Origin of the sequence: Alkalibacterium kapii (genome assembly GCF_007988865.1) — a bacterium.
Taxonomy (GTDB): Bacteria; Bacillota; Bacilli; order Lactobacillales; family Carnobacteriaceae_A; genus Alkalibacterium; species Alkalibacterium kapii.
In genome coordinates this window covers 191,948-204,912 of record NZ_BJUY01000001.1, presented here as the reverse complement: position 1 = coordinate 204,912, position 12,965 = coordinate 191,948, and the positions used below count along the sequence as shown (strand labels likewise).

The 12,965-nt window shown below is 38.2% G+C and carries 12 protein-coding genes and 5 tRNA genes; 15 read left to right on the top strand and 2 right to left on the bottom strand.

All coding sequences use genetic code 11. From position 1 onward, the window contains the following. Positions 1-20: 20 nt before the first annotated feature. The 12 genes from AKA01nite_RS00940 (at position 21) to glmM (ending at position 7,209) form a co-directional block, all read left to right on the top strand. A tRNA-Thr gene (locus tag AKA01nite_RS00940) sits at positions 21-93 on the top strand. A gap of 257 nt (positions 94-350) precedes the next feature. Then, positions 351-683 (top strand): PadR family transcriptional regulator, encoded by a 333-nt coding sequence (locus AKA01nite_RS00935; protein WP_186805044.1) that lies wholly within the window; start codon positions 351-353, stop codon positions 681-683. 139 nt (positions 684-822) lie between these two features. Beyond that, positions 823-1,377, top strand: coding sequence for a DUF1129 domain-containing protein (locus tag AKA01nite_RS00930; protein ID WP_186805043.1), 555 nt, complete (start codon positions 823-825; stop codon positions 1,375-1,377). An 880-nt stretch (positions 1,378-2,257) separates the two neighbouring features. Next, positions 2,258-2,836 (top strand): uracil-DNA glycosylase family protein, encoded by a 579-nt coding sequence (locus tag AKA01nite_RS00925; RefSeq protein WP_146922862.1) that lies wholly within the window; start codon positions 2,258-2,260, stop codon positions 2,834-2,836. 243 nt (positions 2,837-3,079) lie between these two features. Continuing rightward, on the top strand, positions 3,080-3,352 hold the full coding sequence (locus AKA01nite_RS00920) for a GNAT family N-acetyltransferase (RefSeq protein ID WP_146922860.1): 273 nt from the start codon (positions 3,080-3,082) through the stop codon (positions 3,350-3,352). 90 nt (positions 3,353-3,442) lie between these two features. Beyond that, a tRNA-Glu gene (locus AKA01nite_RS00915) sits at positions 3,443-3,514 on the top strand. Between the two features lie 27 nt (positions 3,515-3,541). Continuing rightward, positions 3,542-3,614, top strand: a tRNA-Thr gene (locus tag AKA01nite_RS00910). A gap of 13 nt (positions 3,615-3,627) precedes the next feature. Beyond that, positions 3,628-3,708 (top strand) — tRNA-Tyr (locus AKA01nite_RS00905). A gap of 5 nt (positions 3,709-3,713) precedes the next feature. Further along, positions 3,714-3,785, top strand: a tRNA-Gln gene (locus AKA01nite_RS00900). Between the two features lie 167 nt (positions 3,786-3,952). Then, positions 3,953-4,813, top strand: a complete 861-nt coding sequence (gene cdaA / locus AKA01nite_RS00895; protein ID WP_146922858.1) for a diadenylate cyclase CdaA — start codon at positions 3,953-3,955, stop codon at positions 4,811-4,813. Further along, positions 4,810-5,811: a CdaR family protein gene (locus tag AKA01nite_RS00890; RefSeq protein WP_146922856.1), complete on the top strand. Its 1,002-nt coding sequence runs from the start codon at positions 4,810-4,812 to the stop codon at positions 5,809-5,811. Before cdaA ends, AKA01nite_RS00890 begins: the two co-directional genes overlap by 4 nt. Before the next feature lie 39 nt (positions 5,812-5,850). After that, positions 5,851-7,209, top strand: a complete 1,359-nt coding sequence (glmM, locus tag AKA01nite_RS00885; RefSeq protein WP_146922854.1) for a phosphoglucosamine mutase — start codon at positions 5,851-5,853, stop codon at positions 7,207-7,209. A gap of 58 nt (positions 7,210-7,267) precedes the next feature. Here glmM and AKA01nite_RS00880 read toward each other — a convergent pair whose 3' ends face one another. Together AKA01nite_RS00880 and AKA01nite_RS00875 are read right to left on the bottom strand one after the other, a co-directional pair. After that, a complete protein-coding gene (locus tag AKA01nite_RS00880; protein WP_146922852.1) occupies positions 7,268-7,750 on the bottom strand; it encodes a DUF456 domain-containing protein in 483 nt (160 codons plus the stop codon). A 448-nt stretch (positions 7,751-8,198) separates the two neighbouring features. Further along, positions 8,199-8,900: a zinc metallopeptidase gene (locus tag AKA01nite_RS00875; RefSeq protein ID WP_146922850.1), complete on the bottom strand. Its 702-nt coding sequence runs from the start codon at positions 8,898-8,900 to the stop codon at positions 8,199-8,201. Positions 8,901-9,201: 301 nt separating this feature from the next. Between AKA01nite_RS00875 and AKA01nite_RS00870 the strand changes: the two genes are divergently transcribed. The 3 genes from AKA01nite_RS00870 to AKA01nite_RS00860 are packed head-to-tail and all read left to right on the top strand — an operon-like array spanning position 9,202 to position 12,946. Then, positions 9,202-10,377, top strand: a complete 1,176-nt coding sequence (locus tag AKA01nite_RS00870; RefSeq protein WP_146922848.1) for a galactokinase — start codon at positions 9,202-9,204, stop codon at positions 10,375-10,377. After that, the gene (gene galT / locus AKA01nite_RS00865; RefSeq protein ID WP_146922846.1) at positions 10,370-11,872 is read left to right on the top strand and encodes a UDP-glucose--hexose-1-phosphate uridylyltransferase; all 1,503 of its coding nucleotides are present in this window, start codon (positions 10,370-10,372) and stop codon (positions 11,870-11,872) included. Before AKA01nite_RS00870 ends, galT begins: the two co-directional genes overlap by 8 nt. Positions 11,873-11,905: 33 nt before the next feature. Further along, positions 11,906-12,946 carry an aldose epimerase family protein gene (locus AKA01nite_RS00860; protein WP_246116953.1) on the top strand — a complete coding sequence of 347 codons (1,041 nt, stop codon included), beginning with the start codon at positions 11,906-11,908 and terminating at the stop codon, positions 12,944-12,946. Positions 12,947-12,965: the final 19 nt, after the last annotated feature.

Below are 12,965 nucleotides of genomic sequence, written 5' to 3'. Positions count from 1 at the left end.
TACTTTTTTGAGTATAATCAGCCGCTTTAGCTCAGTAGGTAGAGCGCATCCATGGTAAGGATGAGGTCGCCGGTTCAAATCCGGCAAGTGGCTTACTTCTATAAACTTTACTAAGAAATTAAAATAAGTAAAAACTCGTTATCTATCAAAACTAATATGATAGATAACGAGTTTTTTTAATTATAGATAGGCGAATAATTTTGTACCACGATACGTAAGCAAAAAAGGGTATTGTATGTCGAACCATAGTGGCAGGGGCAATGTGTGTAAAAATTCAGCGCTATTATGTTTTACAAGATATTGTCTGTTTAGTATAATTAACTTGTTAAGCAAACTAGAGGAGAATGAGAGTGAAAAATAAAATAAATTCTCAGATGCTGAAAGGTATATTATCAGGTAGTATTTTACTTCTGCTTGATCAAGAGGAGTTGTATGGTTATAAATTAGGTGAGGAATTAACAAAGTTTGGATTTACTGATGTTACCAAAGGAACTATATACCCACTTTTACTTTCGTTAGAAAAAAAGAATTTAATAAAGGGAATTATGAGGGAATCCGATGCAGGCCCAAAAAGAAAATATTACTCACTGACAAAGGAAGGTATAAAGGAGAAAAATCAATTCATCCTTCAGTGGTCTAAGTTGAAAAGTAGTGTTGATAACTTGATAGGAGGGAATCAGTAAAATGAAAAAAAGGAATTAATAAAAAAAGAATACTGTTTTACAGAAGTCATTAAACAAAGAAAATGCAAGATACTATGCTGACTTACTTGTTTATATCAGAGCTAGAGCTTTATTTAAGGACGAGCGTCAAAGTGAAGAAATGTTATTAGAAATCTTACAAGATATATTAGAATCACAAGAAAAAGGTATATCAGCTGAAGAATATTTCGGAAGAAAACCTGAAAAAGTTGCTGATGAAATTATAGGTCAATTATCTGTAAATATTTTCGATACTATAAAGATAATCTTTATGGCATTAGGAGCTTTTAGTGCAGTAAGTATTTTACCCGCGCTAGTTTCACCAGAAATAAATCTGGATATTGGTCATTTCATTGTAAGTGCACTGTACTGGTCTGTTATGGCAATGGGTATAGTTTGGGTTATAGGTACAGGATTATATCGATTCAAAGGTAAGCGTAGCAAAGCTACATTAGGTATATTAGGCGTGGGCGCTTTGATTATTGGCTTTCTCATTACACTATTGACTTCCACACCTCTAACAACTGATTTAATCGGAAATTTGGGAATTATATTGATTGTTTTAATAGCCATCGGACTCATGCTAATATTCGTTAGAGTAGAAGATAAAGAAATATGGCTGCCCTTCATACCTGTTTTAGTCGTTTCAGCGATTTTAGGGATCCTGACTAGATAGATTGTTTTTCTGTTTTATTTGACTCACCACAAGGAAAAGCAGGGGTAGCGATTGTTTTAGGTGTTTCGCTCTTGGTATTTTACTTACTCATTTTTGTAATGGGTAAAAGAGAAAGCTGACTGCTATGTGTATTTATTTTAATGACATCTTCAGTTCACGTCTTATCTGCCATCTTCTTTTATATTGATAATAATTGAAGATGTTTTTTGTATCTTAACCTATTTACTTAATATGGTCATTTAAATCAAAGGACCTGTTTTTACCTGTAATTATAAAGTGTCTTTGGTAAACTGGTTTCATTTATGTAACCTTTTTTAATGACTATGAAAGAACCAGAGTAACCTTAACTATGAATTGATTTTGGTTCAACCTGAGTTCATTTAACACACTAAAAATCATTTTAAATATACGGCGCTGATTTTTTCACAGCCCTGTAATTTCACACCTCTTAGAGATAATGTTGTTTATGTTACACTAAATATAAGTCAAACTTATCATAATGAAATTATACTAGCGGGGTGAATTTAAGAAATAACATATGTTACACACTACTGGTGAATGAATAGGCAATAAAAAACATACTATCTAATCGATACTGATGGTGTCATTACTCAGCATATAAAATGCTTCCGTTGAGTGATTAAGTTTAGAAAAATTAAAAAGGTTGTACTTTCCAGTGAAGAATCACTATGACATTAAAAAAGATGAATTGAGACTGCTTTTTTTACTATGTTTATCGAAAGTCACTGCTACTTGAGTGACTCATTGTTTGCAGAAGAGTGGCGTTTACCAAGAATAAGCTGTGAAGTAAATAAATATACACAGATCAAAATGTCGTATTCACACCAGAACTTTTAAATAGAAAGGATATATTGTATAAATGACAGTTTTTAATGAAATAAAAAAAGAAATAATGGCGGAACCCATGAATGCCAGTTATACCGATCGAGGTATTGAGCCTTTGTACAAGGCGTCTAAAGAGGCGAAGATAGCTATTATAGGGCAAGCTCCAGGACGCAAAGCTGAAGAAACGCAAATGTTCTGGAATGATCCGAGCGGTGACCGTTTACGGAAATGGATGGGAATTTCAAGAGAAACATTTTATGAGACGCAAGTGATTGCCCATCTGCCAATGGATTTTTATTATCCTGGAAAAGCAAAAACAGGGGATATCCCTCCCCGTAAAGGATTTGCGGAAATATGGCATCCTATGATACTGGAAGAAATGCCCCAGCTTGAGACGATCATTCTTGTTGGCAGTCATGCTCAAAAGTATTATTTAGGAAAAACAAGGAAAAAAACGTTGACCGAAACCGTAAAACATTATCAAGAATATTTACCTGATTATCTACCGCTAGTGCACCCTTCACCACTGAATCACGGCTGGTTAAATAAAAACCCTTGGTTCGAAGAAGACGTTGTCCCAGCGCTTCGAAAAATCGTGCATGCCCACATTTAAGGTAAGTAGGGGTAAGACTCAGAGATAGCGCAGTAAATGAAGTTGGTTGGTATAAATCAACAGAACTATAAAAGAAACCTATAGAGAAGTTGATTATGTTTCTTTTATAATTCTGAGTTACACATCCAGAGTGATCTGTTAAATGCGTTAAACTAAACGAGAAACTCTGTAAATAAACAAATTTAATGTACTTTGTCGACTCTCATGGTACACTTATTTATAAAGACATAAGGAGTGAGTGTAGTGGAATTTGTAAAAGGTGACAATCGTTTTTATAAAAAGGAAGGCGATAAATTAGTTGCAGAAATTACCTATGTACCAAAGGATGATAAGGTCGATGTTAATCATACCTTTGTCGATCAATCATTGAGAGGTCAAGGAATAGCAGAGAAATTAGTCGACCGTGTTGTTTCAGAAATGGAAAAGGCGGATAAAAAAATTATACCTTCTTGCCCTTACGTTGAAGCTTTATTTGAACGGAAACCTGAAAAATACGATCATATTCATGCGAAATAGTTTTTAAAACAACTTTTCGGTAAAAATCATTGACAATTTATTCTTTTCATTATAGAATATAACTTGTGCTTAAAGAGCACAGGTTATTTTGGCCCCTTGGTCAAGCGGTTAAGACACCGCCCTTTCACGGCGGTAACACGGGTTCGAATCCCGTAGGGGTCATAGCGCTTTAATAAAAAGCGTAAGAATGCCGGCTTAGCTCAGTAGGTAGAGCAACTGAATCGTAATCAGTGGGTCGAGGGTTCAATTCCTTTAGCCGGCATTATCTATAATACGGAGGGATAGCGAAGTGGCCAAACGCAGCGGACTGTAAATCCGTTCCTTCGGGTTCGTAGGTTCAAATCCTACTCCCTCCATTTATTGGGCTATAGCCAAGCGGTAAGGCAGCGGGTTTTGATCCCGTCATTCCTAGGTTCGAATCCTAGTAGCCCAGTAATAAGAAAGACTGTGCGGCATTTGCTGCACAGTCTTTTTGATTATACTTGAAAAGTAGATATAGTTGTATGTGAATTAATTTTAAACTATAAAATTCACTTCTTTATATGGCCTGTTTATATGGTATACTGACAAGGTATATGTTTAGATTGTGGAGGTGGCATAATGCCGATAGAATTTTTGAGAACATTTGACTGGTCTCGTTTATTGTCCTGGCGAACTGGGATCAATATTATAGACATTTTAATTGTTGCTTTTTTTATGTATCAGCTTATGAAAATAGTTAAAGGCACACGTGCCGTGGAACTGCTAAAAGGAATTGGTGTCATCTTACTATTAAAACTGGTAAGTGTCCTGTTTCAACTAAATACAACAGAGTTTATTGTCGATTTTGTCATACAATGGTCAGCTTTAGCTCTTATTATTATCTTTCAACCAGAATTGAGGCGTGGATTAGAACATTTAGGCAGAGGATCGGTTTTCAGCAGAAAAAGGAAATCCAATCCCAGTGAACAAGTTGTGGAACACCTTTCCCATGCGCTTCAGTATATGGGGAAACGCCGGATCGGTGCATTGATTTCTATCGAAATGGAATCCGGTCTTGAGGAATATATAGAGACAGGAATCCCAATCAATGCTGATTTGTCATCAGAATTACTGATTAATATTTTTATACCAAATACACCCTTGCACGATGGTGCCGTCATTATAAAAGACTTCAAAGTGGCCACAGCTGCAAGCTATCTTCCACTTTCAGAAAGTCCTGCAATACCCAAGAAATTAGGGACGCGTCACCGTGCAGCAATCGGCCTGTCTGAGGTTTCTGATGCCATCACGCTGATCGTATCAGAAGAGACAGGCGATATCAGTATTTCTCGTAGGGGCAATCTCATCAATGATATGACCCAGGAGGAAGTCGTCGAATATTTAAACAAAGAAATTGTGCAGACGGAAAAAGAAAAAGAGACACAAGGTCCTTTGCAGCAATTTATAGAAGCTGTCAGAAAAGGAGTGTGGGGGAAATGAATGTAGAAAATCCTTGGGTTTCCAAACTCATAGCCCTGTTCTTTGCCCTAGTCCTGTTTTCTTTTGTCGCGTTTGAGAATGAGTCGCGGAATCTGTCAACCGATCCCACTGACGGCGCGAGTATAACAAGTTCAGAAGTGGTAACCAACTTGCCAATAGATATCATTGTCAACCGCGATACTTATTTCGTTTCAGGTATACCAGAAACAGCAACCATACGTCTGGAGGGGCCACAGGCAATTTTAACACAGACTCTCGCGACCCAGAATTTCACTATAAAGACTCCAAATCTTGATGAGTTAGGCCCTGGACAACATACCATAGCTCTCGAAGTAGAAGGCCTCAGTAATCAGCTTGAGTACAGTATCATGCCTTCGGAAGTCTTACTTGAAATCGAGGAAAAGCGAGTAAAAGATTATGAAGTGCGGGTAGAATTCAACGAAAATGCACATCTGGAAGAAGGCTACACATCCGAAAGTCCTATACTCTCAAGTGAAACTGTGACTGTGTCAGGAGCGTTATCTACTATGGAAGAAATCAGTGATGTTATGGTCGTCGTAATGCCTGAAGAGGGAAATATCACTGAAGATATCGAAATGACTCTGAATGTACTGGTGCTTGATGACATGGGGGATCCTTTAAATGTGAATATCACCCCTCAAACAATTGATGTGACCATACCAGTTAAAGGCATACAAAAAACAGTACCGATCGTACTGGAAGAATCAGGCACACTAAATAAAGATTATGAATACACATTAGAAAATGCTCAGGGTGAACCGGAGAACGTGACGATTACCGGAGAATCTGATATTATAGAAGAGTTGAAAAACTATAGTGTAGAGGTTGATCTTTCTGGAGTGACAGAATCTACCATACGTACGATACCGTTAAATGCAACAGAGGGTATTAATAAAATCGAGCCAGAAACATTAGATGTTTTGATTCGAGTAAATAAAGTCGATGCAGACGATGCAGTGAATGATAATGAATCATAAAAAAATAGTTGATAACACTAACGTGAGGAGATTTTTATAATGGGAAAATATTTTGGAACTGATGGTGTCCGAGGAGTAGCGAATAAAGAACTAACACCAGAATTAGCCTTCAAGCTGGGACGTTATGGTGGATATGTTTTATCGCAGCATGCTGAAACTGACAGCCCACGTGTGCTGGTCGGTAAAGATACGCGAATCTCTGGTAGAATGCTGGAATATGCTTTGATCTCTGGCCTTTTATCTGTTGGCGTTGAAGTACTGCGCTTAGGTGTCATTACTACGCCTGGTGTCTCTTTCTTGACGCGACAACAGGACGCAACTGCTGGTATCATGATTTCTGCCTCACATAATCCTGTACAGGATAATGGAATAAAGTTCTTTGGATCGAATGGTTTCAAACTTTCTGATGAACAGGAAGCTGAAATCGAAAACCTGATCGATGAAGACGTAGATGATCTACCGCGTCCAAGCGCAGATGATTTAGGTACTTCAGAAGAGTATAAAGAAGGACTGCAAAAATATATTCAGTTCCTGACACAGACGATTTCCGGTGACTTATCCGGGATACATGTATCTTTAGACGGTGCAAATGGCGCAGCCAGTCCTTTACTGAATCGTTTATTTGCTGATCTAGATGCTGATTTTGAAGTCACTGGTAATACGCCGAACGGTTTAAATATAAACGAAGGTGTCGGTAGTACCCATCCGGACTATCTTGCTGAATTTGTTAAAGAAAAAGGCTCTGACGTAGGCTTGGCCTTTGATGGTGACGGTGACCGTTTGATAGCTGTCGATGAATTAGGAAATATTGTAGACGGTGATAAAATCATGTATATTTGTGGAAAGTTCATGCATGAAGAAGGACGTTTGAAAAAGAATACAATCGTTTCAACAGTAATGAGTAATATCGGGTTCTATAAAGCCTTGGAAGCTCACGACTTGAAATCTGTAAAAACAAAAGTTGGAGACAGATTTGTTGTTGAAGAAATGGTTAAAAATGGTTACAACTTAGGCGGAGAACAATCCGGCCATGTGATTTTTCTTGATTATCATACCACAGGTGACGGGTTACTGACTGGTGTACAATTGCTTAATGTCATGAAAGAAACAGGGAAAAAATTATCCGAATTAGCAGAGGAAGTTACTTCTTATCCTCAAAAACTGGTAAACATACCGGTGACTGATAAGCATAACGTGATGTCACATCCTGAAATAAGCAGGGTGATCAAAGAAGTTGAAGACGAAATGGCTGGCAATGGACGTGTCCTTGTTCGTCCAAGCGGAACAGAATCATTGCTGCGTGTCATGGCTGAAGCTCCTACACAAGAAGCAGTCGATCAATACGTTGAACGGATCGCAAAAGTAGTGAGAAAAGAAATAGGTTCTAACGTCGGTTGATTTAAAAAAGCTACAAACTCCTTTAATAGGGTTTGTAGCTTTTTTATTTGTTTATTTACTAAAACCAGACAAGTAAGAAGAACCAGCTGATCATGATGAATTGGATGATGCCTTCCGCAACTTTTCCGCTTAAAAAACCAACGAGTGTTCCGGTCGCGGCACGCAGTGAAGATGACAAATCTTTGTGCTGCCAGTATTCTGTGATAACAACTGCAATAAAAGGAACAGCCAGAATACCAAAGGGTGGATAAACAAAGACGCCAATCACAACAGAAACAGCCGCTACACGTTCGCTCAATTTACTGCCCCCGAATCGTTTTACTGCCATAGAATTAGTAAAGACATCAGCCAATAACAGGATGACTGTCAAAACGAGCATGGAAATCCAGAAGGTCACAGTGAGTGCTGCATCATTTATAAAGAAATGATAAACCAAAAAGCCACCCCATACAGCAAAAACAGAGGGAAGCACAGGAAAAACAAGTCCTAAAAAGCTAATTATAAAAAAAGCAATAACTAAAAACCACAGTAATATATCCAAAATAATTTTCCTCCTTTTCAAATAAAACAAGTACTTTCAGTATACTAGATATCATCGATTTTGAAAAAAATATGACATCAGAAGGAAAAACAACTAAACAGTCAGATGAGAAACCAACAAAGAATAAAATAGAGTGCATAAGCCTTTAAATGGTTCAAATATCAAACAGACAAGCAGTTTGAATGAGCCGAAGATGACACTCTTATTGGATTGGGATGATTTAAGAAGTTATCAAAGTTTTACTGGACTCAATCAATCATAAATGCACATGAATTGACCTAACCCTTCTTTCTCGGACAACTGCTTCGCTGACGATATCAAAAATATAGCACTATGAACGTGACAAGAATGAATGAGTCAAGATTGCTTGACTCTAAAAATTATCAAAAAAGAGTGGAACGAGAAAAAGATTCCCGTTTCACCCTTTATATATCTATCTGTTTACATGCTAGTCGTTGCTGCGTCCTCCAAAAATCAGGAAGAGACGCATAACACTCAAGAAAGAAGCAATCGCAGCAGCAATGTATGTCAGGGCTGCGGCATTCAGAACTTTTTTAGCCTGAGGTATTTCTTCTCTGGTCAGTAAGCTTTGTTCTTCGAGAATACGGATCGCTCTTTTAGAGGCGTCAAATTCGACCGGTAAAGTAACCAGTTGAAAAAGCAGTGTCAGAGAAAAAAGCATGATGCCAATATTGATCATCGTAGCGCCAGCTTCGCCCAAAAACATACCTAATATAAGAATAGGGAAGGCTGCTGTCTGACCGAAGTTAGTGACAGGAACTAAAGCGGCACGCAATCTTAGCGGACCATAATCATCGCGGTCCTGAAGAGCATGACCAGCCTCATGAGCGGCAACGCCTATTGCAGCAACAGATGTTGACGTCCGTGTGGAATCAGACAAGCGCAGAACATTCTCTCTTGAATTGTAATGATCTGTCAAGTTGCCTCTGATACCTTCCAAGCGCACGTTTTTCAGATGAGAAGCATCTAAAATCTGACGGCAGACATTAGCAGCGGTGTAGCCGTGTTTACTTTTTACTTCGCTGTATTTTGAATAAGTCGACTGCACGTACATGCTGGCGGCACCTGAAATAATCAGACCAATAATAATCAATATAAATGTTGGGTCATAGAAAAAAGGTAAATACATAGTTAAAACCTCCACTGTTTTACATAATAATCGTTCAGTTGAATGTATTGTTTCTAATTAGATTATAACATATATTTAAATGACTTAGTGATGCAAGAGATTAATTATTTGTGAATAATGTATATAAAAACAGTGACTATTCTAGATCATGAGTCTACGAAATCATATTTCAGATGTACGTTCATTTCAATAAGGTGAATAATGAATCAACTTGAATCAATCTAATTATTTAGTAAATTTACTTGAGTATTTTTACTAAAAGAAATACAATAAGAATGAAAATATGAGGAGCGTGAAGACGGTGAAACCTGAACAGTTAAGGCAGGAATTCAAAAGACAGTTCGATTATGAAGCTGATCGAATATTCTTTTCTCCTGGAAGGATAAATTTAATAGGTGAACATACAGATTATAATGGCGGGAAAGTCTTCCCCTGTGCAATAACGATGGGGACATATGGTGTGATTAGCATGAGAGAGGACAATGAAATCCATGCTGTATCTGGAAATTTTCCCGATATAGGGAAAATTGTATTTAATACAAAAGAATTATCTTTCAAAAAATCTGACAATTGGGCTAACTACCTCAAAGGCATGTTAAACTATATTGAAGAAAAAGCAGGATCGCTGCCAAATGGTTTTGATGTTTATATCTATGGCACTATTCCAAATGGGGCTTCCTTGTCATCATCTGCTTCACTGGAACTTTTGACAGGCATTATGGTAAAAGAATTATTTGGTTTAAAAATTTCCCAACTAGAATTAGTCAAACTTGGGATGCGTACTGAAAATGAGTTTTTAGGACTCAATTCTGGTATTATGGATCAGTTTGCTGTTGGTATGGCAAAAAAAGATCATGCAATGCTGCTGGATACCAACACACTCAGATATGAACAGATTCCGGTTGATTTGCCCGATCATAAAATAGTGATAATGAATTCAATGACTCGCCGAGAGCTCGTTGATTCAGAATATAATTTGCGCCGACAACAATGTGCACTAGCATTGGAGCAATTGCAAACAATTGTCGATGTACAGACACTTGGAGACTTATCGGTCGAAACTTTTGAAAAATACAACTATGTCATTAAAGATAATGACCTGTTGAAACGGGCGCGCCACGCTGTTTACGAGAACGAACGGACCGAACAGGCAGCAGAAGCCTTGAAAGCAGGAGATCTGGACCAATTTGGGAGATATATGAATACTTCGCATAAGTCTTTGGACGAAGATTACGAAGTAACGGTAAAAGAGACAGACTTTCTTTCAAGAACTGCCTGGAAACAAAAAGGTGTGGTCGGTGCCCGAATGACCGGAGGCGGTTTTGGAGGCTGCTGCATTGCAATTATAGAAAATGACCAGGTCAATACGTTTATAGATACTATGAAAGACAACTTTAAAAATGAAATGGGCCATGATGCTGAATTTTATATTGCAGAAACAGCAGATGGAGCCAGGGAATGGGTGACTTATGAATAAAAATTATAAAAAAGGGTCTATCGATCAGATCATGACAGATTTTTTGGATTATTATATTAAGACGGGGGAAGTTGATGCGTTAGATCGTATTTATCTGACGAACAGATTACTTGATCTTTTTGAAAAGAAAGAGATTTTGCAGCTTTTACCTTCCAAAAATAATCACCATAAACTAGAGATGCTCGATGCCCTAGTGGAACATGCCGTTGAAACAGAAATAATAGAAAATTTACCATCAAGTCGAGATGTCTTTGAAGCAAAAATCATGGATATCGTTACCCCGCTGCCTTCAAAAATAAACCAGTTGTTTTGGCAGGAATACAATAAAGAACCCAAAGCTGCAACGGATTTTTTCTTTAAGTTGAGCCAGGAGAATAACTATATCAAAACAAGAGAAATAGCAAAAAACATTGAGTATACTCATCCGACTGAATATGGCGATCTTGAAATAACGATCAACTTATCAAAACCGGAAAAAGACCCAAAAGAGATCGCATTAGCCAAAAACACTCAAACCGATTATCCCGAGTGTAAGTTGTGTATGGAAAATGAAGGGTATGAAGGGCACTTGACCCATCCTGGAAGAGCCAATCATCGTATTATAAGAATCGATGTAAATGGCGAAAAGTGGGGATTTCAATATTCGCCTTATGCCTACTACAATGAACACAGTATCTTTTTGTCTTCTGACCATAGAAAAATGGATGTAGGGGTACAGGCTATACGAAATCTTTTTGATATATTAACTACTTTTCCACACTATTTTGTCGGATCCAATGCAGGTTTGCCAATAGTAGGAGGATCGATCCTGTCACATGATCATTACCAGGGAGGACGGCATACGTTTCCACTAGAGAAAGCTGAAGCAGACTATTCATTTACGATCGACAGTCAACCGGATGTAAAAGCCGCAGTTATTAAATGGCCGATGTCAGTCATTCGTTTATCCGGGGGAGATAAAACAGCCGTTGTGGAAACAGCAGATATTATCATGCAAAAATGGCAAGGGTACTCAGATGAAACAGTGGGTATTCTTTCAGAAATAAACGGAACACCACACAATGCAGTCACACCTATTGCTCGTCGCGATGGAGAAAAATATGAATTGGATCTTGTTTTACGAAACAACCGAACATCCAAAGAGTATCCAGACGGTATTTTCCATCCGCATCCTCCAGTGCAGCATATCAAAAAGGAGAATATCGGTTTGATCGAGGTCATGGGTCTCGCTATACTTCCTCCGCGTCTTAAAGACGAACTTCAAACCGTCAAAGAGTATCTTGTCGGTATAAATGACTCGGTAGATGCCATTCATAAAGAATGGGCGGATGAACTGAAACAGCAAAACGATATCACAGCCCAGAACGTTACTGAAGTTGTAGACGAAGCTGTTGGAGATGTCTTTTTACAAGTGCTGCAGGATGCAGGCGTCTTTAAACGTGACAAGGAAGGTCAAGCGGCATTTCAGCGTTTTATCAAAGAACTGACAAGATAATGACGAATAGAAAATGAAAGAGCGGGGATAACTGTGAAGCTGACTAAACAATTTTTTGGTCGATATAAAAATACTGCCGTTTATGAATACACATTGACTAATGAAAACAATGTATCATTGAGTGCTATTCCGTTTGGTGCTACTATTACTAAACTTTGTGTGCCTGACAAAGAAGGAAAAAAAGAAAATATTGTACTGACAGTCGACAATCTTATAGATATCTTGAATCATCGTCCTTTTTACGGAGCAACTGTCGGCAGAGTAGCTGGACGCCTATCTAGAGGAAAGTTCACGCTGGACGGTAAAACTTATCAGGTAGAGACGAATGAAAATGGGAATTTTATCCATGGTGGCTCAAAAGGATTGGATAGAGAACTATGGCAGATTGAGACTGATGAAAAGCGGGGGAAACTCATGTTTACATGCGAAAGTCAAGCCGTGGCGGGCGGTTTTCCAGGCACGATGCAGATCACTGTGACTTATACATTGACGGAAAGTAATGACTGGGTCATTGACTATAAAGCAGTGACCGATGAACCAACTCTCTTTAATCCAACGAATCATGTTTACTTCAATCTTACAGGAGACATTAAAACGTCGATTTTAAAACATCAGCTGGAGCTTTCGAGTGCTACGTATGTTCCGCTGGATGAAGAAAAATTACCGAGCGGAGATAAAATCAGTGTAGAAGGAACGCCTTTCGATTTTAGGAAAGAAAAGCCGCTGGAACAAGCTGTTCTATCTGAAGATGATCAGATCAAATCATTGAATGGTCTTGATCATCCGTTTATATTGGATCAGAGCAAAGATGTAAAAGGGACACTTTATGATCCGAGTAGCGGGCGGGAATTAACTTTTTATACTGATCGTAATTGTGTAGTGATTTTCACACATAATGGTGCAGTGGATGATTTTACGATTGCAGGTGAATCAGTAAAACCCTATGCAGGGATTACTTTAGAGACTCAGACCCTGCCAGATGCCATCAATAACAGGGACTTTGGTAATATCATAGTAAGGCCTGGAGAAACTTTTCATTCACAAACAATTTACCACTTTGGCATTAGAGAATAACTGATGGGTACGTTTTTGT